This is a genomic window from Olivibacter domesticus (assembly GCF_900109575.1).
Lineage (GTDB): Bacteria > Bacteroidota > Bacteroidia > Sphingobacteriales > Sphingobacteriaceae > Olivibacter > Olivibacter domesticus.
This window is the reverse complement of the sequence record NZ_FOAF01000001.1, coordinates 1699924-1723424: the sequence shown is the minus strand read 5'-3', so window position 1 is coordinate 1723424 and position 23501 is coordinate 1699924. Positions and strand designations below refer to the sequence as shown.

Annotated in this window: 24 protein-coding genes and 1 tRNA gene; 11 read left to right on the top strand and 14 right to left on the bottom strand. The window is 38.3% G+C overall.

The annotated features are described in order from the left end of the window. Positions 1-834: a sulfite exporter TauE/SafE family protein gene (locus BMY50_RS07640; protein WP_093321445.1), complete on the bottom strand. Its 834-nt coding sequence runs from the start codon at positions 832-834 to the stop codon at positions 1-3. Between the two features lie 289 nt (positions 835-1123). Here BMY50_RS07640 and BMY50_RS07635 point away from each other — a divergent pair, with 289 nt between their 5' ends. Both BMY50_RS07635 and BMY50_RS07630 read left to right on the top strand, forming a co-directional pair. Further along, positions 1124-2347, top strand: a complete 1224-nt coding sequence (locus BMY50_RS07635; RefSeq protein WP_093321442.1) for a metallophosphoesterase family protein — start codon at positions 1124-1126, stop codon at positions 2345-2347. Next, complete coding sequence (locus BMY50_RS07630; RefSeq protein ID WP_093321439.1) at positions 2344-5400, top strand: AAA family ATPase; 3057 nt, start codon at positions 2344-2346, stop codon at positions 5398-5400. Before BMY50_RS07635 ends, BMY50_RS07630 begins: the two co-directional genes overlap by 4 nt. A 75-nt stretch (positions 5401-5475) precedes the next feature. On the opposite strand, the gene BMY50_RS07625 is transcribed toward BMY50_RS07630, so the two are convergent. The 4 genes from BMY50_RS07625 to BMY50_RS07610 all read right to left on the bottom strand — a co-directional run bounded on the left by BMY50_RS07625 (position 5476) and on the right by BMY50_RS07610 (position 7660). Further along, positions 5476-5548 (bottom strand) — tRNA-Gly (locus BMY50_RS07625). Between the two features lie 84 nt (positions 5549-5632). Then, positions 5633-6088 (bottom strand): hypothetical protein, encoded by a 456-nt coding sequence (locus BMY50_RS07620; protein ID WP_139202231.1) that lies wholly within the window; start codon positions 6086-6088, stop codon positions 5633-5635. Positions 6089-6176: 88 nt separating this feature from the next. Then, positions 6177-6914, bottom strand: coding sequence for a metallophosphoesterase family protein (locus BMY50_RS07615; protein ID WP_093321432.1), 738 nt, complete (start codon positions 6912-6914; stop codon positions 6177-6179). 2 nt (positions 6915-6916) lie between these two features. Next, positions 6917-7660, bottom strand: coding sequence for a nucleotidyltransferase (locus tag BMY50_RS07610; protein ID WP_093321429.1), 744 nt, complete (start codon positions 7658-7660; stop codon positions 6917-6919). Between the two features lie 290 nt (positions 7661-7950). Here BMY50_RS07610 and BMY50_RS28315 point away from each other — a divergent pair, with 290 nt between their 5' ends. From BMY50_RS28315 to BMY50_RS07595, 4 genes are all read left to right on the top strand, one after another. After that, the gene (locus BMY50_RS28315) at positions 7951-8127 is read left to right on the top strand and encodes a DUF6496 domain-containing protein (RefSeq protein WP_202907764.1); all 177 of its coding nucleotides are present in this window, start codon (positions 7951-7953) and stop codon (positions 8125-8127) included. Between the two features lie 11 nt (positions 8128-8138). Next, positions 8139-8936 carry a universal stress protein gene (locus BMY50_RS07605; RefSeq protein ID WP_093321425.1) on the top strand — a complete coding sequence of 266 codons (798 nt, stop codon included), beginning with the start codon at positions 8139-8141 and terminating at the stop codon, positions 8934-8936. Positions 8937-8955: 19 nt separating this feature from the next. Continuing rightward, positions 8956-9153 (top strand): KTSC domain-containing protein, encoded by a 198-nt coding sequence (locus tag BMY50_RS07600; protein WP_093321422.1) that lies wholly within the window; start codon positions 8956-8958, stop codon positions 9151-9153. 96 nt (positions 9154-9249) lie between these two features. After that, complete coding sequence (locus BMY50_RS07595; RefSeq protein WP_093321419.1) at positions 9250-10869, top strand: alpha-amylase family protein; 1620 nt, start codon at positions 9250-9252, stop codon at positions 10867-10869. Here the strand turns inward: BMY50_RS07595 and ligD are convergent, their stop codons facing one another. After that, positions 10870-11826: a non-homologous end-joining DNA ligase gene (gene ligD, locus BMY50_RS07590; protein WP_093321414.1), complete on the bottom strand. Its 957-nt coding sequence runs from the start codon at positions 11824-11826 to the stop codon at positions 10870-10872. 206 nt (positions 11827-12032) lie between these two features. Between ligD and BMY50_RS07585 the strand changes: the two genes are divergently transcribed. Next, positions 12033-12767 carry a DUF72 domain-containing protein gene (locus BMY50_RS07585; RefSeq protein ID WP_093323675.1) on the top strand — a complete coding sequence of 245 codons (735 nt, stop codon included), beginning with the start codon at positions 12033-12035 and terminating at the stop codon, positions 12765-12767. Positions 12768-12863: 96 nt separating this feature from the next. Here the strand turns inward: BMY50_RS07585 and BMY50_RS07580 are convergent, their stop codons facing one another. Both BMY50_RS07580 and BMY50_RS07575 read right to left on the bottom strand, forming a co-directional pair. Further along, entirely contained in the window at positions 12864-13262 is a 399-nt protein-coding gene (locus tag BMY50_RS07580; RefSeq protein WP_093321407.1) for a hypothetical protein, read from the bottom strand. 205 nt (positions 13263-13467) lie between these two features. Then, complete coding sequence (locus BMY50_RS07575; RefSeq protein WP_093321404.1) at positions 13468-13806, bottom strand: winged helix-turn-helix transcriptional regulator; 339 nt, start codon at positions 13804-13806, stop codon at positions 13468-13470. 107 nt (positions 13807-13913) lie between these two features. On the opposite strand from BMY50_RS07575, the gene BMY50_RS07570 reads away from it, so the two are divergent. The 3 genes from BMY50_RS07570 (at position 13914) to BMY50_RS07560 (ending at position 16916) form a co-directional block, all read left to right on the top strand. After that, positions 13914-14657, top strand: a complete 744-nt coding sequence (locus BMY50_RS07570; RefSeq protein WP_093321400.1) for an SDR family NAD(P)-dependent oxidoreductase — start codon at positions 13914-13916, stop codon at positions 14655-14657. 258 nt (positions 14658-14915) lie between these two features. Continuing rightward, positions 14916-15716: an SDR family NAD(P)-dependent oxidoreductase gene (locus BMY50_RS07565; RefSeq protein WP_093321396.1), complete on the top strand. Its 801-nt coding sequence runs from the start codon at positions 14916-14918 to the stop codon at positions 15714-15716. Between the two features lie 282 nt (positions 15717-15998). Continuing rightward, positions 15999-16916 carry a helix-turn-helix domain-containing protein gene (locus BMY50_RS07560; protein ID WP_093321394.1) on the top strand — a complete coding sequence of 306 codons (918 nt, stop codon included), beginning with the start codon at positions 15999-16001 and terminating at the stop codon, positions 16914-16916. Between the two features lie 226 nt (positions 16917-17142). Here the strand turns inward: BMY50_RS07560 and BMY50_RS07555 are convergent, their stop codons facing one another. The 6 genes from BMY50_RS07555 to BMY50_RS07530 all read right to left on the bottom strand — a co-directional run bounded on the left by BMY50_RS07555 (position 17143) and on the right by BMY50_RS07530 (position 22312). Beyond that, positions 17143-17634, bottom strand: coding sequence for a cupin domain-containing protein (locus tag BMY50_RS07555; protein ID WP_317040814.1), 492 nt, complete (start codon positions 17632-17634; stop codon positions 17143-17145). Between the two features lie 7 nt (positions 17635-17641). Continuing rightward, positions 17642-18703, bottom strand: a complete 1062-nt coding sequence (locus BMY50_RS07550; RefSeq protein WP_093321390.1) for an alpha/beta hydrolase — start codon at positions 18701-18703, stop codon at positions 17642-17644. Between the two features lie 5 nt (positions 18704-18708). Then, positions 18709-19428, bottom strand: coding sequence for a carboxymuconolactone decarboxylase family protein (locus tag BMY50_RS07545; protein WP_202907763.1), 720 nt, complete (start codon positions 19426-19428; stop codon positions 18709-18711). Between the two features lie 70 nt (positions 19429-19498). Then, a complete protein-coding gene (locus BMY50_RS07540; protein WP_093321387.1) occupies positions 19499-20149 on the bottom strand; it encodes a flavodoxin in 651 nt (216 codons plus the stop codon). Positions 20150-20204: 55 nt separating this feature from the next. Then, positions 20205-21317 (bottom strand): alpha/beta hydrolase, encoded by a 1113-nt coding sequence (locus BMY50_RS07535; protein WP_093321383.1) that lies wholly within the window; start codon positions 21315-21317, stop codon positions 20205-20207. Between the two features lie 11 nt (positions 21318-21328). Next, a complete protein-coding gene (locus BMY50_RS07530; RefSeq protein WP_093321379.1) occupies positions 21329-22312 on the bottom strand; it encodes an aldo/keto reductase in 984 nt (327 codons plus the stop codon). A gap of 293 nt (positions 22313-22605) precedes the next feature. On the opposite strand from BMY50_RS07530, the gene BMY50_RS07520 reads away from it, so the two are divergent. After that, positions 22606-23499 (top strand): helix-turn-helix domain-containing protein, encoded by an 894-nt coding sequence (locus BMY50_RS07520; protein WP_093321375.1) that lies wholly within the window; start codon positions 22606-22608, stop codon positions 23497-23499. The last annotated feature ends 2 nt before the right edge of the window (positions 23500-23501 follow it).

Below are 23501 nucleotides of genomic sequence, written 5' to 3'. Positions count from 1 at the left end.
TCAAATATTACCTACAATTCCATTATATATCATGTTAAGGGCTAGACCGATGATAATAACGGCAAAAAACATTCGAAGCTTTTTCGGATTCGCTTTTACCAGTATTTTAGCACCGGTCATAGCTCCCAATAAAACACCTATCACTACGGGCATACAAATGCCCGGTTCAATATAGCCTTTCTGAAGATAAATCACTGCACTGGCGGTGGCTGTTACACCCATCATAAAATTACTGGTGGTAGTAGAAACTTTAAATGGAATTTTCATGATATTATCCATTGCTATTACTTTAAAAGCGCCAGAACCAATACCTAACAAACCTGATAATACCCCGGCAAGTCCCATCATGCTAAATCCGCCGATAACATTTTTTGTTCCATAGGGCATCATACCGATAGATGTAGGATAGCTATTTGGCAGTTTTAGGATAGTAGCCAAGCTGCTTGATGTTTTTACATTATGCTCCTCTTTTTTCCGAAGCGAATTAATGGCAGAAAAAATGAGTGTACAACCAAACAAAATCGCAATAAAATGGGTAGGTGCCACAGAAGCGAGTAAAGCTCCAGCTACAGCACCTGCCGTTGTTGCAATTTCTAAAAACATGCCAAGGCGCATATTTGTAATTCCTTCTTTTACATAAGCTGCTGCAGAACCAGAAGAAGTAGCAATTACAGAAACTAATGCAGTACCTATAGCATAGTGAATATCAACACCTAACAATACGGTTAGTAGAGGGATGATTATTACTCCACCGCCTAATCCGGTAAGAGAGCCTACAAATCCGGCACTGTAAGCTCCAAAAAACATAATGATGGTGAATGTTAGAACTGTCATTTATGGGAGTTTGAATCAAATATAGGGCTTTAATGGATATTTTATGAATGTAAGAAGGGAGGGTAGCAACTGCTTTATTGTTAAAGATTGTTTTGTAATACGTAAGTGCTTAAGTTATTGAGTTTAACATGTTGGTGGCTCGTTTTTATTTTTTTTTATTTTTTTTAAAACTATAATATTGAGTGGTTTACTAGTGTTTTATCTTTGATAGCCAAAGTAATAGGAAACCCTAAACAATTCTTATATTTAATTTTCGTTTGTTGTTTATAATTATTATTATGCCAAAATAATGAAGATATTACATACAGCAGATTGGCACCTAGGTAAAAGGTTAGAAAAGTTTTCGCGGCTGGAAGAACAACGGATAGTATTAGAAGAGATCATCGTTATAGCTGACGATGAAGATGTGGATGTAATACTCGTTGCAGGTGATTTATTTGATAGTTTCAATCCTTCAACAGAAGCTACCGAACTTTTGTACAAGAGCTTAAAAAAACTCACAAAAAATGGCGAAAGGCTGGTAGTGGCAATTGCTGGAAATCACGACTCACCCGACAGAATAGATGCACCTGACTCATTGGCACGGGCATGTGGAATTTTATTCGCCGGTTATCCGCAAACAACTTTTTTCAAAGAAACGTTGGATTGCGGTATCTCTATTAGCCAAAGCGAACCTGGTTTTATCGAAGTTAAGTTACCTAAATACGACTATCCACTACGTTTAATTATAACGCCCTATGCGAATGAATATAGGATGAAAACCTTTCTTGCAGCGTCTAACGAAGAAGATGAGCTAAGGAACCTTCTCGGGAGGCAATGGCTGGACCTTGCAGAAAGGTATTGCGATTCAAAAGGCGTAAATGTTCTGATGGCACATTTGTTTATGATGAAAAAAGGGGAGGTGCCGCCAGAAGAGCCCGAAGATGAAAAGCCCATTTTGCATATTGGGGGTGCGCAAGCAATATATACTGCCAACATTCCTAAACCGATACAATACGTTGCACTTGGACACCTACATAGATATCAAGAGATTGATAAATTGAAAATGCCCATCGTATATAGTAGCAGTCCTTTAAGCTACAGCTTTGCAGAGGCCGGACAGCAAAAATATGTAGTGATTGTAACGCTTAAACCCGGTGAAGAGGCTAGTTTTAGACAACAACCGTTACAAACAGGTAAGCCGTTACACAGGAAGCGGTTCGAAGATATCAATGAAGCTAAAGAATGGTTACAACAAAATCAGAATAGCTGGGTAGAACTGACCATTGTAAGTGATGATTTTATGAATGCAGAAGACCGAAGATCACTTTTACAGGTCCACGAAGGGATCGTAACGATTATACCTGAGGTACGTAATATAACTGGCTTAGCGAGCGAGAGTAAATCGATTGATCTAAATCAACCTATTGACGAATTGTTTGTGCAGTATTTTGCGTATAAAAATAAGCAACAGCCTAGTGAGGAGATATTAAAGCTTTTCAAAGAAATTAAAGCGGAGCAAGTAGAAGAATGATACCAATAAGATTAACTATCAAAGGACTTTTCTCCTATCAAAATGAGCAAACTATCTATTTCGACCGATTAATAGAAGGGCAATTATTTGGCATATTTGGTTCAGTCGGTTCAGGAAAGTCATCCATATTGGAAGCCATAGCCTTTGCACTCTACGGAGAAACTGAAAGGCTAAATAACAGAGATGATCGAAACTACAACATGATGAACCTGAAATCAGATGAGTTGTTTATTGACTTCGTGTTTAGCAATTTTGACGAGAAGAGGTATCGCTTCATGGTGAGAGGTAAGCGTCACGGGAAAAAATTTGAAAAAGTAAACACTTTTGAGAGAACAGCATATATAGATATTGATGGAAGTTGGCAGCCAATAATGGAAAGCACTGCTGAACATATTTTAGGATTAAGTTACGATAATTTTAGACGGACAATCATTATCCCGCAAGGAAAATTTCAAGAATTCCTTCAGCTTACAGATAAAGCGCGTACGGATATGTTGAAAGATATTTTTCAACTAGATAAGTATGAGTTCTTCCAACAAACCTCGTCACTTGAACGAAAAAACAATGAAAGTCTACAGTTACTCAAAGGACGGTTAGCCTTTTTTGATAATGTAACGAAAGAGTATGAGCAGTCCCTTGAGCAGCAGTTGCTTGCACTAAAGAATGAGCTGAATGCTCGTAAAGTAGAGCTTATACAGCGAGAAACTAAAATACAGGAACTTACAACTCAGAAGAAATTGTTCGGAGAGTTAAAAGAAGCAGAAGAGTTACATGCTACATTAACAGGTAAATCTGCCGACTATGCCTTGTTAAAAAATAGAATAGCAGATTACGAGTATTGCGAGAGATATTTCAAACCCGATCTCCTGCGTTTGGATGAGCTCGAGATTGGTATAAAGAAGAGAGAAGAAAGTTTAGTTGATTATCAACAGAAATTAAAGATATCAGATACAAAATTAATGGAGTTGCAACAAGAACATGCAACCGTTACGCTAAAATATAGTAAGCTTGATGAAATAAAGCAAAAAGTTGACGACTATCGGGTTGGTGTTTCCATTCTTGAACTTAAAGAAGCTATTACAAGGCTAAAGGAGAGAATCAGCAAAGGTAAAAACTTTGTCGAAGATGCGCAAAAAGCTAAAATACAGTGCGAGAAAAATGCTGTCAAACTTAAAGAAAACCTCCACCAGAAAAGGCTGGAAAAACCAGATATTACGCAATTAAACGAAATAAAAAACTGGTTCAGGGAAAAAGAAAACCATGTAAAAAACCTTTCGCATTATTCTTCTTCAGTGAATGATTTAACAGAAGAAATTAATAAAGTAGGTGAACAAATCAATCAATTGTTGCCCGATAGTTCTGAAAAACAGGATTTTAAAACATCGTCTGCTCTTAAGAGTAAGAACATAGAAAGTAGACTTGATGAATTAAATAACGAAATGAGCCATGTTCAACTTCAGATGAAGTTAGGTGATTTTGTAGCAGCTTTACATAGAGGAGAAGCCTGTCCGCTTTGCGGGAGTGCTGAACATCCTACTATTTTAGCAATCGATGATGTGAAGAATCATCACGAAAATCTCAGGGAGGAAGAAGGTAGATTGAGAATTGAGTTAAAGAGGATTCAGGAAGTTGAACGTATTTACGAGTTATTGAATGTACAAAGGTCCGATCTTATCAAGAGAAAGGACGAGCTAAGTGCACGGTATGAAGAAGAAGACAAATTGCTGAAAGAACACTTAAATAAGTTTACTTGGAATAAATATGATCGGGAAAATGCAGAAGAAATCGAAGTGTCGCTTAAGGATTATAAGGAAATCGAAAAGGAGATTACATCGATAGAAAATGAAATAAATACTAATGAAATTGCATTGAAGAAGGCTGAAATGGAGCGAGATAATTTTGACAATGCGATAAAAAAAATTGTTGCAGAAGAACAATCCAAATCTGGAGCACTTGAAGTTTTAATTAAGCAGCTTAAATTAATTACAATTGATGCGATATACAGTGGCCATATAGAAGAGTTTAAAACATTTATTGAAGAGCTTTCAACCGAGTCAGATCAAATTTTATCTCGTTACGATGTTTTACAACAGCAATTACAAGAACATCAGCAGGTTAAAACAGTGTTAGAAACGCGGCTGAATGCCGTTATAGATAATTTAGAAGCAGAACGCGAAAGATTACTTTTTGTAAAGGTTAAATTAAATGATGCTATAACGGCATCTAAATTTAGTGATATTAATGAGGTAATATCACTTTTGAGTTTGAATATTTCACTCGGCGAAGTTAGAAAAGAATTAGAGTATTTTTTTCAACAGCTGTTTAACGCCGAAACGCAACTTAACAAAATACGTGAGCAGGCAGCCGGGAAATATTTTGATGAAGATACCCTTGCAGAAGAAGAGCGGCTCTATGCTGACTTTAAGGAAAAAGTTCAGCATGAGCAAGACGACTATGTTAAATTAAAAGCCGAACATGATCGACAGATAGGTTATTTGGTGGAGAAAGAGAAGTTGCAACAAGAGTTAAATAAAACAGAAGAGAGGGCCACTAATTTAAACACAATGAAAAATCTCTTCAAGGGTAGCGGTTTTGTGAGTTACATATCTTCGGTTTATCTACAGCAGTTATGTGATGCGGCAAATAAACGTTTTTATAAACTTACGCAACAGCAGCTTAAACTAGAGGTAACCGATAAGAACGAATTTCAAGTAAGAGATTATTTAAATGATGGTAAATCCAGATTGGCAAAAACCTTATCTGGTGGACAAACCTTTCAAGCTTCTCTTTCATTGGCTTTGGCGCTGGCAGAATCGATTCAGCAACAAAATAAAGCTAAACAGAATTTTTTCTTTTTAGATGAAGGATTTGGTTCATTAGATAAAGACGCATTAATAGTTGCCTTTGATACGTTAAAATCGCTACGTAAAGAGAACAGAATAGTGGGTATTATTTCACATGTGGAGGAATTGCAACAGGAAATAGATGTTTTCCTGAAGGTTAGAAATGATGTTTTGCTAGGTACGCAAGTAAAAGGAAATTGGGAGTACTAATAATATGCTGTAAGTACCGGCTTTAAATTAAATGTTCCAAAAAAAAGCCCTCTTAATTCAATTAAGAGGGCTTAGAGCGAAAAACGAGGTTCGAACTCGCGACCTCAACCTTGGCAAGGTTGCGCTCTACCAACTGAGCTATTTTCGCTTAAGATTGTAAATCTATAAAAAAATGTTTTTATATACAAATGACTTGTATAAGCGACGGGAGAATCCTGGCCTATTCATATATTCAATCTTTTAATCCTATTTTAGAAATATTTAATGGAAGCAGTTTGCCTATAAAGCTGAATAATGGTGCTAAAAGGTTCCATAATCTTCGATTGCTATCTTTATCGGACTCCCCGCAGTCAATTATTTGCGCCGGTTTTAGCAAATTTTTCATGCGACGTGAACGTATGTCTAAGCGAAAGAGCTTAGAAAAACGTAAAATGAATACCTCATAATAAAGATGCCCCCAAATTTCTAGGCCTAACGAACGATTGCTAATAGCTAAAGGTTTTCCAAAGAATTCGTTATAATCTTGTTTTATTCTGTTGACAAGCCAAACTGTACGTTCAATGATGTGCTGGTCGTAAAAAATCCAAAGTTGCAGATCATTTGTAATACGTATTATGCCTTCTTCAAATACAACTTGAATAGGAATGGTATGAAAAGTATATGTTTTGTATGTTATCAAATTATTCAACGAGGCGCTCAAACATATATAAAATTAAGGTTTCATACAAATCAATTAGCCTAATTGGCTTGCTTTAATAATCAATCCATAAAACAAATCAAACCTCAAAAATATAGAAAGGATTTTTTTTATCTCTATTGTTTAAAACCGGCAATGCCACATTGAATATTTTAACACCGCCCGAAGTTACCCCTTCCAACTGCCCGGCATGGGCATGGCCATGAAATGCCGCATATACTTTTCTTTTATGCAAAGGATCAACCAATCGGGAAGATCCTAAAAATGGATATATCTGTTCCGGCTCTCCAATCACCGTTTCCTTAATAGGAGCATAATGTAATAATGCGATCTTCATAATGCCGGGATTGTCTTGATCTAATCTGGCCAGTGCGCGATCAAGCTGTAGTGACTCGTCGACAGCTTCTTGTACAAAGGCCTTCATTTCATTTTCTCCAAACATCGATAGCATATAATTATCAAAACCACCTCCGAAGCCTTTAATACCGGCAAAGCCAATATCCGCTATCACAACACCCTCACCATCCAATACAATCATGTTATTTTCTTGCAGTATTTGCCTGATCAGCTTTTGCCTGCCTTTCTCATAATCGTGGTTTCCTAATACGCCAATTACGGGGATACTACAAGATTTTAGTTCTTCTGCTAATACACGCGCTTCGTCCTCATCTCCGGTGTCTGTCAAATCTCCACAAATAAGCATAATATCTGCCTTTTTTGAAATCTCCGTAAAACAATCTGCCCATCGTCCCTTATCCGTGGTTCTTATATGTATATCAGCTAAAGCGGCAATTTTTTTTTGATTTTTTTTAGTCATAATTAAACGGTAGTTATCGTATAGCTTTTGTAATCCCACTCCTTAATATCTACTTGGTATTGGGTTTGGTCAATTAATGGACCTCGACATACCTTTTCAACAGGTGGTGGTAATTCATATTGTTCTTCTGCTCGGTGCATCAACTCATCAAAAAGCCATTTTGGAATGATATCCGTATAATCGGCAGGATATACAAATTGAAAAGTTAGTATCTGTGCTAGTAATAGATGCCAGTGTTGATCTAAACGATATAATAGATGTTCCCAATTAAGGTGTTTGCCATATTTTAAAATGGTATGATTAATATCGGCATTATCGTTCCGCTCCCTATTCTGTACGTACATCTTACACCATATTAGCTCTTCCGCAGGAATGAATCTTACCGGAACGTCAATAAACTCGCCCATGACGGCCCGTTCATACCAACTATCATCAACTGTACAGATATTATTGACGGTATCAAAGATGATATCAATAAAAAAGTCTCCTTTATAAATTTTTGCCAACCAGCGCACGTCCGTAAGTTCCGTTTTATAACCATTGGCTGCAAAATGTTTGAGTATTTTTGGGTATTCGCTTGATTTACAAAATATATCAAGATCTTTGGTGTTTCTAAATATCCCGGTGTAATTAAACATCGCAAAAGCGCCACCGAGCATGAAATTACTGCCGCTGCTGTTAAGTAGTTCTAACGCCTCCTTAAAAAACGCATTTGATATATCTTTTTGCTCTGGTGTTTCAATCATAACAATCTCTATGTTGTTTATTAACAGCTTTAGATGAGAAATTGTTCCACATCATAAAAAACCAATATCTTTCTGTGCACTTATCTGCTCATATAGACATCAGATTTAGCGATATTTTGTTCCGGCCTAATCTGCTTTTTACTTTCTGCTATTGGGGTATAAAATTTTCATTCTTTAAAGGCACGTTTTTTTGATTTAATGTATGCGGAAGGGGTTCTCTATTAATAATTATTATTAAAACATATGCCCTAAGTTAATTGTTCAGTATTTTGAATTAAAATGAAAGAGTTATGGCAAAGTATTCAAAGAAAGCCGGCGAAAAAGTCGAAGAGACGATGCACGAAATGAAGGAAGGTAAGTTAAAAAGCGGGAGTGGAAAGAAAGTGACTTCAAAAAAACAGGCGGTCGCTATTGGTTTATCCGAAGCTAGAAAAGAAGGAGCTAAGGTACCTAAGAAGAAATCGTAATAATTATCATTATGATATCAAGTAACACCGTATTAGTGCCAGTAGATCTCACTGAACAAACGAAAGAAATAGCCACTGAGGTGTTAAACATTGCTCAAAATTTTAGTTGGGCAATATACTTCGTACATCCTTTCTCACAAGAAGAAATTTCAAGTGAAAGAGATCCGGATCAATCAATGGAAGAATTATTAACCTCTATGAGGACGATTTTTTCTAATTCCATGATTCAAGGAGAGGCTGTTCAGGGAGATCTTTCTGATGTGGTAGTAAATATTACGGCTACAGAAGAAATAACGCTCATTATTTTAGTTCATGACGATATAAAAAATTTGCAATACAGTACAGTGGTGGGCCCACTTTCTTCTCTCATGGAAAAATGCAGTACGCCTATATTGACTATTCCAGACATAAACAAATTAAAAAATTTAAGACATATTGGTTTGATGTCGAGTTTTCATCCAAGCGAGATAGAAAGTTTACAAGTGGTTGATGATTTATTTAATCATTTAATAGCAATTATTGCTTTTCATATTTATACCAAAAATGCTGAGCAGGTTAATGCGCAGATGCAACAGTGGGAATTAGATGTGGCGGGAAACGTTAGTTCAAACAATTTTAAGTTTATTACCTATCACGCAGACGATGTCCTTTCTGGTGTTGAATCCGTCATCACAGCCTATCATCTAGATCTACTGGTAATCACTTCTATAGCTAAAAGTTTTATTGAAACGTTATTTTCCAAAAATATTTTAAAAGAGTTTATCAATCATCCACTTATTACCCCTACGCTTTTTATCAAGTGTAGTTAGCGTAACAAAATATTGAAGAATGCCTTCCTCAGTAATTGCTTCGTTTACCTACAATCCGGACACATTGGTATTAAGAATTACTTTTGTATCGGGGTTAATATATGCCTATTATGATGTCCCTCCAGTCATTTATGAAGAAATGAAACATGTGAAGTCAAAAGGTACTTATTTTAACCGGCGCGTTAAAGGCCATTATCGCTTCAAGAGGAAACTTTAGCTTGCCTTAATTTCCAAGTATAACATTAGGAAGTGATAAAGGATGGCTAATTCGGTTAGTAAAAAACAAAAAACTTTAAACAGCTGTTTTTAATTTATGAGTAAGCAATATAAGCCAAATTGGCTGAAGGAAGCAATCATTTATTCCTTAGATGTTCGCAGTTATAAGGACGGTAATGGAGATGGATTGGGGGATCTAACAGGACTTATGTCAAAACTTGAATATTTAGCTGATTTAGGAATTAATTGTCTATGGATTGTGCCTTTTTATTATTCTGGTAACCGAGATGGTGGTTATGATGTAACTGATTATTATCAGGTTGATCCTAAGCTTGGTACAATCAATGAATTTAAGACACTAGTAGATAAGGCGAGTGCCTATAATATTAACATACTAATTGATTTGGTCGTAAATCATACCAGTATAGAACACCCTTGGTTTAAGCAGGCGATAAAAGAACACTCACCGTACCACAATTACTACATATGGATGAAAGAAAAGCCCGAAAAAGATAGGAAAGATGTGGTGTTTAAAACAAAAGAAGATAGCAACTGGGAGTATAGTGAAGAAGCAAACAGTTATTACTATCATACTTTTTATAAACATCAACCAGATCTGAATGTATCCAATCCGCTTGTCCAAAAAGAAATCCTCACCATCATCCACTATTGGATGAAAACTGGTATTGCGGGGTTTCGAATTGACGCGGTACCACATATGCTGAAAAACAAGGGAAATGCACGTTTTGAGGATAATAGTTACGAGATTTTAGAAATATGGAAGCAGGCAATGAGGCAATATAGGGACGATGCGGTGCTAATCGGAGAAGCAGATGTGGAACCTGAAGACTATCCTAAATTCTTTGGCGCAGGAAAAAAAATCAATGGCCTGTTTAATTTTTTTCTAAACAACTACCTTTTTTTAGCAATGGCAGAACATTGCGCCAAACCACTGGAACGTGCATTCCAGCGACTCCCTTTTCCCAGTGGTTCCGATCAGTACCTGAATTTTATTCGTAATCATGATGAGTTAGATCTAGAACGTCTCACGGACGAGGAGCGTTTACGTGTTTTTGAACTCTTTGCGCCCTGTGAACACATGCGTATTTACAATAGGGGCATTAGGCGCCGCCTTCCAGCTATGGTAAATAACCATTCCGCCAGAATCAATTTGGCAATGAGTTTTTTACTTACTCTACCTGGTAGTCCTGTAATTCGTTATGGCGAAGAAATAGGGATGGGCGATAATCTAGCACTTCCTGAAAGAGAAACGGTGCGTACAACTATGCAGTGGGATACTAGTAGTAACGGAGGCTTTTCCAATGCTGATTCGCAAAAATTAAAATGGCCAATAATAGATAGTGGCACCTATGGTTATCCATCAGTTAATGTTAGTAGTCAGTATGGTATTCCTTCTTCTATTTTAGAGCAAGTGAAGACAATGGTAAAAACGAGAAAGAGTCATTTGGCCTTTAATTATGGAACGTTCAAACTCCTAGAAACGGATCATCCACAGGTTATGGCTTATCTATATTCATTAGATAAACAACGGCTTTTGATTACGCATAATTTATCTTATCAAGTAGCAGAAGCACAAATTTCAATAGATACGGAAGCAGCAGATAAGCTGATAGGAGAGGCAACAATAGATCTAAATACGCATTTATTAAAATTAACATTTCCCCCCTATACTTATTGCTGGCTGTCCCTGTTTTAACTATCCGTCGAGTTCTTCTAACTTTTTCAATACCTTTTTTAAATCAATCCCTTTACCTAGTAACCCTTTTAATAAATCCCCTTTTTCGGCTACGCGGTCTGTCATATTCCTAATAGTGAAGTCAGTCATTTTTAAGCCACTTTTCACTTCTTCCCATGCCAGCGGGGCCGATACGGTTGCTCCAGGCTTTGGTCTCAATGAATAAGCCACGGCCATTGTTTGTACCTGGCGGTTCTGTAAATAATCAAGGTATATCTTTCCTTTCCGTTTAGCAGGCGAACGTTCCGTACTCGTTAACGCAGGCAGGCGAGCCTGCACAATACCCACTATTAATTCTGCTAGCAAGCGCGATTGTTCAAAACTATATTTAGCCCCAAGAGGGATCAAGATGTGCATACCAGACGAACCGGATGTTTTTACATAGGATGTTGTTCCAATTTTATCCAATACATCTTTCACCATCAGCGCCGTTTCTATTACTTCGTCAAAGGCGTTCTTATCCGGATCCAAATCTATCAAACAATAATCAGGATTATCCGGTTTAGCTATTCTACTATGCCAAGGGTTTAGCTCAATACAACCTAAATTGGCCATATAAAGCAACGTGGCTTTATCTTTACAAACCAAAAAATCAATAGTTTCACCGGTCGACTCACTGTCATAAGGAAATGTCTCAATCCAATCAGCTACCTTTCCATCCACGTCCTTTTGATAAAATCCTTTTGCCTTTATTCCATCTGGATTACGGTTCAACGATTGTGGACGATCTTTTAGATAAGGCAATATATAAGGCGCTATAGCAGCATAATAGTTAAGCATATCACCTTTTGTGATTTTTTCATCTGGCCAATATATCTTATCAAGATTGGTGAATTTTAATTGCTGTCCATCAACAGTCATCTCTACTTGCTTTGTACCCTCAGGTAGAAAATTGGAAGTTTTGGTACGTGTTTTCATTTGCTTGTTAGTTATGCTTTTAGCTGTTTTCGCGCTGACTTATTTTTTTAAGCAGTGTTTTCGCTTATCTTTTTCTACACATAAAGATTCGCTTTATCGACTAAAATCATTTTCGTGTTATACTCTTCCAAGAACATTTTTGGAATGGCTATTGTTTATCTTTTAAGTAGTTGTTGCAGGCAAATTTTAATAAAAAGGGCTTACCTATGACAAAACAAGGTAAAATCCATATAGGTACTTCCGGTTGGCATTATAAGCATTGGATCGGCACGTTTTACCCGGAAGATACAAAAGAGACAGAACAGTTGAGGTATTTCGTGAAAAAATTCGATACGGTCGAGCTTAATAATTCATTTTATAGGTTACCCAGCGAAGAAACTTTCGGAAATTGGTATAAAGGGGTGCCCGCTCAATTTGTGTTTTCCGTCAAAGCAAGCCGTTATATAACGCATCTTAAAAAGCTCAAAATCGATAAAACAGCTATTGACCAATTTTTCCATCATGCCGATTATTTAAAGGACAAGTTGGGCCCGATACTATTTCAGCTTCCACCGAGATGGAAAATCAATAAAGAGCGTTTAGCCGACTTTCTCGCTTACCTGCCCATGCGTTACCGTTTTACATTTGAGTTTAGAGATCAAACATGGTATGATGACGACATTTATGCATTACTAAGAAAATATAAAGTTGCTTTTTGTATCTACGAGTTAGCCGGTCATGTTTCACCCCTAATTACCACGGCTGATTTTGTTTACATCCGCCTGCATGGGCCGGGAGATAAATACCAAGGTAGTTACGACACTGCCACTTTAAAAAAATGGGCAAAACATTGCAACGAATGGAGAAAAGGAGGGAAAGATGTTTATATGTATTTTGATAATGATCAATCAGGCTATGCTGCATTTAATGCGCAGAAAATTGATGAAATAATAAACTTGTAATGTAGAGTAAATGAACTATCCAACCTTTCAATGGATTTGAAAACCCTAAAAAACAATAATGCCCACTAATTAAGATATGGTTACTTTAAATCCATCTTAATTGTACTTAATAAACGTTGCTAAAATTTTCTTTTGTTTCAAATCGGTAGTAGTGCTGCTTGAAGAGACGGTTGTTTTATTCTTCTTTTTGTTATTTACACTTCCACCGCTAGAACTAGCCGTGCCATAAACCTCTTCTTCAATTGAAAAAATAACACCATCTGCTCCTTTCTTTTTCGCCAAATCGATGATTTTTTGCTGAGATTTTTCTAAAGAGCGAAAACCTTGTGCAAGCTCAGTTTTCCCCATAACGGTGTGTGATTTTTTTACATCCGCACTATCAAAATATTCGTCAACATTTTGAGTGGATGGATAACTTTTTCCGAAATACTTTTGTGCATAGGTCTTATTTATTATAAGAAATCCGAGAAGAAAGATTAAAACTATTTTTTTCATTTTTGTATTTTTTCAAATTATAAAATATTTAATTTATTACCATACAAAAATAAATCAACTAGGTAAAACACCTGGTTATAAACGATTGAACCGACAAAAATGGACGCTGAACAATCAGATAGTGGCAATGAAATGATTTAGATAATTGCATTCTCTATGCCTAAGCTTGTACAATGGCTGGCAAGCACCTCTTTTATGCATTGGGCTACGAAATAATTACCTTTCGATGCTCCTTTCCCCAATCTGCAAGGTCATAAATGAGATTCTGTAAAGACCATCCATATTCTGTAAGGTTATATTGCACAGTTACAGGTTGCGTATCTAATACCGTTCGTTTAACGAGTTTATTTTGTTCCAGGTCTTTTAATTCCTTACTCAGCTGTTTGTTTGAAATGCCGTTCAGGTCATTCAGTATTTCGGAAAATCTTCTCTCGTTGTAATAGCACATCGATGAGATAATGGAGATTTTCCATTTTCCATTGAGTACATCCATCGCGTCATGTATTGCCATGATGTCTCTTTTGTGGCAAAGTTCTTCTGTCATAATTTACTTAGTTACTCGAAAGTTACTGTTACTTTTGGTAACAAAGTAAATAAAATAAATCTACATATGCTACTTTTGTTTAGTAAATAAATTAAAAAATTTTAAAAATGAATTTTACAAACAAAAATGTAGTAATAACAGGTGGAAGCCAGGGAATCGGACTGGCAACTGCAAAAGCATTTATCAGAGAAGGTGCAAATGTATGGATCACCGGCAGGAGTGAAGAAAGTCTGAAAAAAGCTGCCGAAGAAATCAACAGTTCAAATTTAAAAATCGTAGTATCGGATACTTCCATCCTACAGGGAATAACTGTTTTGGAACAAGCTGTTGCAGAAAGTGGCGTGAAACTGGATGTGCTTTACCTTAATGCTGGCATTGCCATATTTGCGCCAATTGCACAAATTACTGAGGCAGACTTTGATGCGCAATTTAACACAAATGTAAAAGGACATTTCTTTACACTTCAAAAACTGATTCCACACTTAGCTGATGGCTCTTCAATTATTTTAACTTCTTCTGGCGTTGTCACCGGAGCGGCCATTGCGACAGCAGCTTATTCTGCTACGAAGGCAGCATTGAATAAACTTGCCCATGTTGCGGTAAACGAGCTTGCTGACAGAAAAATACGTGTAAATCTTGTAAGCCCAGGCCCCATCCAAACACCCGGTCTGGATTCTGTAGCCCCCGGTGAAGCTTTGGCGTACCTTGCATCATCAACAGCTCTTCAAAGGCTTGGCAAGGCCGATGAAATTGCGAATACCGTGCTGTTCTTAGCATCAGAAGGAGCAACATATATCAATGGAGCAGATATTGCAGTCGATGGTGGATTTATCCAATATCATTTGAAATAAACCCCATGTTGTTAAGTATTTGATATTGCAATAGCCATAAAATTTTACAATGACCGGAAGATATATAATATTCCGGTCATTTGTTTGTAAAATACTGGTATGTAGAGTATTAGTATTATTTTTTCAATTTAAAAATCCGTTAGAATCCGTATTTAAAATCTTTTAGAATCTTTAATTCGGCAATGAAATTCCTCAATATGGCAAAATGTAAGAACCTGTGACTTCCGAAATTTGTCATAACAAAAAAATTAAAATAATATGTCACAAGAAAACAAAGTAGAAAATGGTATCGGCCAAAAGGCTTTAACCAATAAGACAGCATTAGTTACTGGTGGGTCACGTGGAATAGGGCGTGCAATAGCGGAACGGCTTGCACAAGATGGGGCTTTAGTAGCTATTACTTACAATTCAGGTAAAAATGCGGCTGAGGAAGTCATTGCAGGTATCGAAAAAGCTGGAGGCAAAGCTTTTGCGCTTCATGCAGATCTTGTAGATGCAAATGCTATCCCTGCATTTTTTGAAAAACTGGATAGTGAGTTTATTGCACGCACAGGTAGTAATACCTTGAACATCCTGGTAAACAATGCCGGTAATGCCGGTTGGGGAAGCCTTACAGACGCAACGCCGGAAGGTTGGGATACCATGTTTGCAGTTCATGCAAGAGCTCCGTTTTTTGTTGTTCAGTCGGCACAAAGCAGACTTTCCGACGGTGGATGTATCATTAATACGTCTTCCGGTCTGGCCACACGTCCGCAGTCATCCGTTCCCATTTATTCGGCAGCAAAGGCAGCAGTCAATACACTGACTCACGCACTCGCGATCGAATTTGGAGCTAGAAAAATTACGGTAAATGCTATAGCACCAGGCTGGACACGTACAGATATGAACGCGGCAGTTCGCGAAAATAGTGATATTGTGAAGGCTATCGAAACAGATACAGCGTTAGGGCGCTTTGGGGAAACCGAAGACATTGCCGCAGTCGTTGGTTTTTTAGCTTCTGATCAAGGCGGTTGGATAACCGGTCAAGTGATCGAGGCTAGTGGTGGATACAGGCTATAATTAAATAAAGGTTCACTAGCCCTGCTAGTGGTTTCAAATAGCATAATGAACCGGTAGCGTAGCTATCGGTTTAATTTGTAAATTTATTCAATATGAAACCATCATGATTTGCCAATCACATAGTGGAATGAACTAAGCGTAGCGTTCTCTTGAACGTTGCTGAAAAACATACAAAAAGTGAAAAATAAATCATGATAGCTTCATCACCTTTAAAAAACAAACCGAGTGTAACGAGCTCATTTATGCCAATGAGAAACTTCACTCATAAATAATTATATACAGATGAAAAAGTCAAATTCAATTAATATCAGATCGTTATCCGATATACATCGGGATCACGATCTTCCTGCACCCCAACATCCACTTATCAGTCTTATTAATTGGCCAAAAAACAGCACCCCCGAAAACAAATTTACAGGTTCCGTTCTGTCGAATTTTTACCGTATTTCTTTTGGCATTGGGTTAAGTGGTTTATCCAAATACGGACAGTGTCATTATGATTACGCTGAAGGCGGTATGACCTTTATAACACCTAATCAAATTATTGGCAAATGTAGTTATGACTTTGCAGAAGAATGGTCTCTATACACCCTGCTTGTGCATCCTGATTTTTTATTGAGCTATCCATTGGCAAAAAAAATTAAGCAATATGGCTTTTTCTCATACAATACCAACGAAGCACTCCATCTATCCGAAAAGGAAAAAACTACGATAGAAACTATTTTAAAAGAGATAGAGGAAGAATTAAGCAATAGAATAGATGAACTCAGTCAGGATGTAGTCATTTCTCAAATTGAGTTACTTCTTACTTATGCTAATCGGTTTTATAAAAGGCAATTCATTACAAGAAAATCAATTAACAGTGATTTAGTCCAAACATTGGAGGATATTCTGGATGATTATTTTATCAGCAACAAGACGCTGAATGCCGGCACACCAACGGTACAGTATCTTGCGGAAAAGATGAATGTTTCACCAAGCTATTTAAGCGATATGGTACGATCCCTAACGGGGCAAAAGGCGTTAAGCCTGATCCATCAGAAAGTCATCGAAGTAGCGAAAGAAAAACTATCAACTACAAATTTGTCAGTAAGTGAAGTTGCGTATGAATTGGGATTTGGGCATCCATCATCATTTACCAAACTATTCAAGGCAAAAACAAACTTATCTCCTTTAGATTTTAGGAAATCTTTTAATTAAGTATAACTTCTGGTCGTTTTTTGTAACCGTGTGAAGATAAGTGATAGCAAATTTAGTGTACCTTTTTCAAGCTTCGAATTTATGTTCACCTGTATCAGTCCTACGGATGAACAGTTAAAGACTATAAAGCATGACGTTTATGACGAGATGATAACAGAACGGATGTTTTTGAGAGCCATATTTGGCTTTTTGTAAACAAACGCTAGCTGTTCTCTGTCTGGAGCTGTCATTCTTTATCACCATTATGGTATACATCGTCACTAACAGCTTCCAACCATACGGTAGGACCTTTTTCCCTTCCAGTTATAGCCACTTGAACGAAAGCAGTGTCTGCACTTGCGCCGTGCCAATGCGGAACGTCTGGAGGGCATTTGACAGCATCGCCTTTGCGAAGTATTTGTTTGGGCTTTCCCTTTTCCTGATAATAGCCTACACCATTGGTTACTAATAATATTTGTCCTGCCGGATGCATGTGCCACTTACTTCTTGCTCCCGGTTCAAATGTTACGTTCCCTACCGCTGTTTGAGTTAAGCTATCTGCTTCTATCAATGACGCTACCCATACTTCTCCCTTGAAATTAGCTGTTGTATTTTTATTTCCCTTCGGGAAAAGAAGTGTGTTTTTTTGCTTTGCCTCTTCCACGTTGTTGTTGCCGTTGCATGCTGTAAATAAAACAGCTACAAACGGTAACATGTATTTAAGATTATATTTCATCATTCAAGTTTTATAGATTAGTTTTATAAAATTCAAGTAATTTATTCACAGCCTGCGAAACATACGCTGGTTTCCAATAGGTTTGAATGTGTGTAGCACCGTCAATCAGGAATAGTTCCTTGTTTTTTGCATTGGCTGCCTTGGAAAATGCCTCATCTGTCATATATTTCGTATCGGCTTTGCTTCCTGCAATCATAAGTAAAGGTTGTGTAATTAATTCGATCTGATCGGTGGCATCCCATGTCATGAGATCCATTAAGCTCGCCGTGGTATATAGGAAAGTTGAATTGGGGTGGGCATGGGTTCTGTAATAGTATTCATATCCCTCACGATACAGGTCGGTCGGCGTTTTGGCTATTTCTTCATCTGTAATACTTGCCACACCTGAATATACGGGTTTAGCACCTACTTCTTCCTGCGCACGCGCATCTGATGCCTGTTTTAAGCGTTCCTGAACGGTGTTTAATTGAGAATTCTGAAACCCGTTACGTCTTACTTCTCCCGAATTGAACATACTCAGGGTTGCAACGGCTTTAAATCGTTTATCCGATTGGGCTGCTTTTAAAGTATACCCACCGCCACCACAAATACCTAAAACACCTAAATGCTCGGCATCAACACCTGGATATCGTGAAATATAGTCAGCCATGCCGTGAATATCTTCGGTCCGGTATTGAGGTTTATCAGTATGGCGTGGCTCACCGCCGCTTGCTCCCTGGTACGCTGCATCGGCAGCAATGGTTATATAACCAGCCTCTGCCAGACGCTGTGCGTATAATCCGGCAGTCTGCTCCTTTATACCCCCGTTAGGATGTGCTACCGCTACCGCGGGGTATTTCTTTGACGGATCGTAATTTAACGGTGTATAGACATTGGCAGCGATTTCAATACCGTTCAGTTTATATTTTACCGGATGAATGTTTACTTTTCCTTTTTCATTTTTGGTAATGGCACCGTCATATACCAGCGTAAAAGGATTTGATTCATACCTTTTCTGAGTTGATTGTGCATTTGCCATATCTGTTGTTATTATTGAAGTTGCCAATGCAATTATTAATGATGACCGTTTCATAAGATTTATTTGTTTTTTAATACTCCATTCAAGACGGACTTTGCTGAGTTCGCCTCTTTTTTACCAATGGATGTTTTGATAATGCCAACGTACTGTTGCAGCTGATCTGCCGTTAAGCCTACGTTCAGGCAGATTTTCAAATGTGATTGTAACATAGGCTCCACACCGCCGATAGCAGCGAGCACAGAAACCGTTACCAACTCTCTTTCCTTATATGTTAGCACATCCCGTTCGAAAATATCGGCGAACAGATGTTCTTTCAGAAAGATTTCAATTACGGGTGCAAATGACGAGTAGCCTGTTTGGGGACCGCGTTGGGGAGAATCTAAAAGTGTATCCAGAATAGCTTTACCCCGATCATATTTGCTACTGTCATCCTCTATAGGAGAAGCTTCATTACCCATCACATCATTTACACCCTTGGATTTGCGCTCGTCGAGCACGGTCATAAAAGTCTGTAATCCACGGATACTACGAGGAAAACCGGCATATGCGTAGACATGAACAATAACTTCTTTGATCTGATTGACTGTCAATCCTGCTTCAAGCCCTGCATTCAGCTCTTCTTTTAATTGCTCCAGACTGCCTCTGCCGGTGAGGGCTGCAATGCGCACAATGGCCTGTTGCTTCGTGCTTAGATTTTGGTCTGCACCTGTTTGTGCATGCACGGTAACTGTAGCAATGACTATCATTATAAATAGCATCAGTTTTGAAATCTTATTCATGGTCATTCCCATTTTATTAATATTTAAATATTCAAACCAGTTTCTGTTAAGGCAGACTTAATAATATAAATCATCTAGCCAAACCTATTTTCTTTAGCCAGTCCTGTACCTCAACTTGCACCTCTTTCTCTTTGTCTCCTTCCATCACGAATAAAATTCCATCCCTTTCCACCCCGCCTTTAGTTGAATAGCCTTCAAGAATGTTGCTTTGTGAGCATAATTTTTTTACCGTTTCAAAGCTGCTACCGACACCATAACCGGCATTCGTATTAAAGGGAACCACCATTTTTCCACTTAGATCATATTGAGTGAGGAAACTTTTCATGGGCGGTGGCAATCGCATCCCCCAAGTAGGAAATCCTACAAAGACCACATCATATTTTGTTATATCGTCAATCTTCGTTTTCAATGGTGGGAGATAACCTCTGGCATTTTCATCAGCTACCTGATCTACCGTTGTTTGATAATGTTCTGGATACGGCGTCTCCAATTCAAGCGCGACCAAGTCGCCACCCACTTTTTGTTGGATGATCTCTGCAACAGCTTTGGTGTTTTTTGTACGTGACAGATAAACAATCAATATTTTCTTATCTTGCAGAGAATCATCTTTTTCTATTGATGGCTCTTCCTTTGCCGCGGATGGCGGCTCGGTTGCCGAACAGGATGTTATTGCAAACAAGAACGTACATATCATTAACCAATGTGTTGTTAAACTTTTCATCTCGTCTTTCTTTTATATGCAATTCTCTAGTTGCTATCATTTTTTTGTATCCCTATTACTTGTCGAGCCCCTTATCCTTTAACCATTTGGACAATGCATCGGCTACCTCTACATTGTTCAGGTCTGAAAAAGGAAAGTGAGTATTACCCTTAATGCCCAGCTCTGGTAGATGTACTACGCTAGCATCCCCTCCATGTTTATTAATTGCCGCTGCCCAGAGCCTTGCCATTTGAAGGCCAGAGCGCCAATGGTCCATGTTCCATACCTTAGTTGGTTCCTTTGCGATGTTATCACCGTAATAGATCACAATCGGCATCCGGGTTAGTTTTTCAAAGTCCGCCAAGGGTATTTCCACACCGCTTAACGCACCGAAAAGTCCGGTTGAATTTATCGGTTGTGGTAATTCCCCCTCGGGAAACATAAAAACGCTATACGGTTCATAAGCTACGATTGCCTTGACTTTATCGTTTTTAATAGCTGTCATCCAACCCGGACCACCTCCCTGTGAATGGGTTACCAGAACACCATCACCTATCTTATTGAACAGAGCAGAAACAGCATCTGAAATAACACCGGCATCAAAACTTCCCGTATTGGGGGTCATCTGCCTAAAGAACTGTTCAAGCGAAGTAGTATCTTTAGGAAACTGAACATTTGGAAAATAGTAGGGATAATTACCAAGCCTGAATTGTGTGAACCAGAATTGCTCGTCTGCCGTAGGCTTAATGGTTACTTCCACAGAACTCTTTCCCGCGTCGCCACGCCTCGGCTGGTCAAGTAGATAAACTGAAAACTTTCTTCGAAGAAAAATATTCTGAAAACCCTCCCGTCCATCAGGTGTTGTTTCCCATGTTTTTTTGGACTGTCCAGCGCCATGAAGAAAAACCAGTGGAAGTTTATGAGCCTCTTCGGGAATTTGATAAAACGCATAGGCATGATCGCCGTGAAAGGTTTGTCCTTGTGGTTTCAAAGCGCTGTCCAGATCGAATGTGTCTGTTTCAGTGGTTTTTGTGCCGCCAACCATAAAACTACCCTGCTCTTTAATAACCAAGCTGTTACTGTTGTTTTCTTTGCTTGTGGTACAAGATGAAAGGCAAAAGGTGATACCGAGCAATATTGAAGATACTGCAAAAAACCAGACTTTTCTGTTATTACGTCTATTTCCCATACTGTTATATTTTATTTACCAACTCTGTCCTGTAATTGCGAAGGATATCTCGCACCCACTATTTCAATATTTTTCAGTGCTGCTTCTATATTGTTCAATTCAGTCTTGCTTAAACGGACATCCACCGCTCCTATGTTTTCCTGTAAACGGTGCAACTTGGTTGTTCCCGGAATGGGCACGATCCAGGGCTTTTGAGCAAGTAACCATGCAAGTGCTGTCTGAGCGGGCGTTGAACCTTTGCCGGCAGCAATAGACTTTATTAAATCTATCAATGACTGATTGGCTTTACGGTTTTCTTCCGAGAAACGGGGAACAATATTCCTAAAATCTGTAGGGTCAAATTTTGTCTTATCGTCAACTGCTCCCGTTAAAAAGCCCTTTCCTAAAGGGCTGAATGGCACGAAACCTATCCCTAGTTCTTCCAGTGTAGGAATAATTTCCTTTTCAGGTTCACGGAAGAACAGAGAATATTCGCTTTGTAGGGCGGCAAGCGGTTGAACAGCATGTGCTTTGCGGATAGTGTCTGCTCCTGCTTCCGATAAGCCCCAATGCCTTATTTTTCCTTCGCCTATCAGCTCCCCGATAGTTTGGGCAACTTCTTCAATAGAAATATTCGGATCAACCCGATGCTGATAAAACAGGTCAATGTAATCGGTTTTAAGTCTTTTCATAGACGCTTCTGCCACTGCTCTTATCCTTGCAGGGCTACTGTCCAGTCCTTTTTTCGAATCCCCATCCTCAAATCCAAATTTAGTGGCAATTACCACTTGGTCACGAAAGGGTGCTAGCGCTTCACCCAATAATGCTTCATTATCAAATGGCCCATAACATTCTGCGGTATCAAAGAAGGTTATGCCATCATCAAATGCTGCTCTGATCAATTGTATAGCGTCCTGTTTATCAGTGGCCGGACCATAGCCAAAGCTCAGTCCCATACAACCCAATCCCAATGCAGATACTTCCAGTCTGCTATTTCCCAGTTTTCGTTTTTCCATTATTTTGTTTTTTATAGACTATATCTCTAGAAATTCAGCTATTTTTAATGGCATTACCTACGGTCGCCTCATTTAGATAAGAGGCTGCGGTATCAATTATGCGGTAGCCGGTTCCAGTCGCATCTTGAACAGCCGTTTCACATTTTAAAGTTATGTTACAAATGTCGGCAGAGATTTATAACCATTCAATATACAGATTACTGTTTTTGATACCAATATTACTGTTTCCATGTTATGGATAAAGAACTTAGCTCATCGTTTATTAGTTTTGTATATAACAAACAATTAGCTTTATGGATGCTATCATAAATTTTAAAAACATCAAGCAATATAACGCGTTCAATAATAACGAAACGTTGAATCCCTTGGTCAGCATCGTTGATCTGGGTAAAGCCGAACCGCGTCAATTTCGCCGTTTGCAATACGATTTCTATACCATTTTTTTAAAGAGTGTAAAATGCGGCGATCTCCGCTATGGCTTAAAAAATTATGATTACGAAGAAGGGACTTTGATCTTCTTGGCTCCCGGACAGGTTATAGGTGAATACAAGGAAGAATACTATCAGCCACAAGGCACAGCGCTCGTTTTCCATCCCGATCTTTTACATGGCACCTCACTGGGCAAGAAAATGGCTGATTACACCTTTTTTTCCTATGCCGTCAGCGAGGCCTTACATTTGTCTGAGCAGGAACGCAAGATCATTCTGGACTGCTTTGAAAAAATTCAGTTTGAACTGAAGCGCAGCATTGATAAACATACCAAGCAATTGATCGTTTCCAATATCGAATTGTTCCTAAACTATTGCGAACGGTTTTATGATCGTCAATTTATTACAAGGGACAATGTGAACCGAGGAATTCTGGAAAAATTTGAAGAATCGCTCAATAACTATTTTGAATCCGAAGAACCCTATAATTCCGGCTTACCCTCGGTAGCCTATTTTGCCGAAAAACTCCACCTGTCACCAAACTATTTTGGTGACCTGATTAAAAAAGAGACCGGAAAGTCGGCACAGGATTATATTCAGAACAAAATCATTGACATAGCAAAGGATAAAATTTTTGATACCGGTAAAACTATTAATGAGATAGCCTATGAACTGGGATTTAAATATCCTCAGCATTTTGCAAGGTTGTTCAAAAACCGAGTTGGCTATACACCAAAAGAATATAGGCATCTGAACTGATC

Coding starts and splice junctions, on each gene's coding strand:
- BMY50_RS07640 (WP_093321445.1), bottom strand. CDS start 834: ATGACAGTTCTAACATTCACCATCATTATGTTTTTTGGAGCTTACAGT.
- BMY50_RS07635 (WP_093321442.1), top strand. CDS start 1,124: ATGAAGATATTACATACAGCAGATTGGCACCTAGGTAAAAGGTTAGAA.
- BMY50_RS07630 (WP_093321439.1), top strand. CDS start 2,344: ATGATACCAATAAGATTAACTATCAAAGGACTTTTCTCCTATCAAAAT.
- BMY50_RS07615 (WP_093321432.1), bottom strand. CDS start 6,914: ATGACTAAAAAAAATCAAAAAAAAATTGCCGCTTTAGCTGATATACAT.
- BMY50_RS07610 (WP_093321429.1), bottom strand. CDS start 7,660: ATGATTGAAACACCAGAGCAAAAAGATATATCAAATGCGTTTTTTAAG.
- BMY50_RS28315 (WP_202907764.1), top strand. CDS start 7,951: ATGGCAAAGTATTCAAAGAAAGCCGGCGAAAAAGTCGAAGAGACGATG.
- BMY50_RS07605 (WP_093321425.1), top strand. CDS start 8,139: ATGATATCAAGTAACACCGTATTAGTGCCAGTAGATCTCACTGAACAA.
- BMY50_RS07600 (WP_093321422.1), top strand. CDS start 8,956: ATGCCTTCCTCAGTAATTGCTTCGTTTACCTACAATCCGGACACATTG.
- BMY50_RS07595 (WP_093321419.1), top strand. CDS start 9,250: ATGAGTAAGCAATATAAGCCAAATTGGCTGAAGGAAGCAATCATTTAT.
- ligD (WP_093321414.1), bottom strand. CDS start 11,826: ATGAAAACACGTACCAAAACTTCCAATTTTCTACCTGAGGGTACAAAG.
- BMY50_RS07585 (WP_093323675.1), top strand. CDS start 12,033: ATGACAAAACAAGGTAAAATCCATATAGGTACTTCCGGTTGGCATTAT.
- BMY50_RS07580 (WP_093321407.1), bottom strand. CDS start 13,262: ATGAAAAAAATAGTTTTAATCTTTCTTCTCGGATTTCTTATAATAAAT.
- BMY50_RS07575 (WP_093321404.1), bottom strand. CDS start 13,806: ATGACAGAAGAACTTTGCCACAAAAGAGACATCATGGCAATACATGAC.
- BMY50_RS07570 (WP_093321400.1), top strand. CDS start 13,914: ATGAATTTTACAAACAAAAATGTAGTAATAACAGGTGGAAGCCAGGGA.
- BMY50_RS07565 (WP_093321396.1), top strand. CDS start 14,916: ATGTCACAAGAAAACAAAGTAGAAAATGGTATCGGCCAAAAGGCTTTA.
- BMY50_RS07560 (WP_093321394.1), top strand. CDS start 15,999: ATGAAAAAGTCAAATTCAATTAATATCAGATCGTTATCCGATATACAT.
- BMY50_RS07555 (WP_317040814.1), bottom strand. CDS start 17,634: ATGATGAAATATAATCTTAAATACATGTTACCGTTTGTAGCTGTTTTA.
- BMY50_RS07550 (WP_093321390.1), bottom strand. CDS start 18,703: ATGAAACGGTCATCATTAATAATTGCATTGGCAACTTCAATAATAACA.
- BMY50_RS07545 (WP_202907763.1), bottom strand. CDS start 19,428: ATGAATAAGATTTCAAAACTGATGCTATTTATAATGATAGTCATTGCT.
- BMY50_RS07540 (WP_093321387.1), bottom strand. CDS start 20,149: ATGAAAAGTTTAACAACACATTGGTTAATGATATGTACGTTCTTGTTT.
- BMY50_RS07535 (WP_093321383.1), bottom strand. CDS start 21,317: ATGGGAAATAGACGTAATAACAGAAAAGTCTGGTTTTTTGCAGTATCT.
- BMY50_RS07530 (WP_093321379.1), bottom strand. CDS start 22,312: ATGGAAAAACGAAAACTGGGAAATAGCAGACTGGAAGTATCTGCATTG.
- BMY50_RS07520 (WP_093321375.1), top strand. CDS start 22,606: ATGGATGCTATCATAAATTTTAAAAACATCAAGCAATATAACGCGTTC.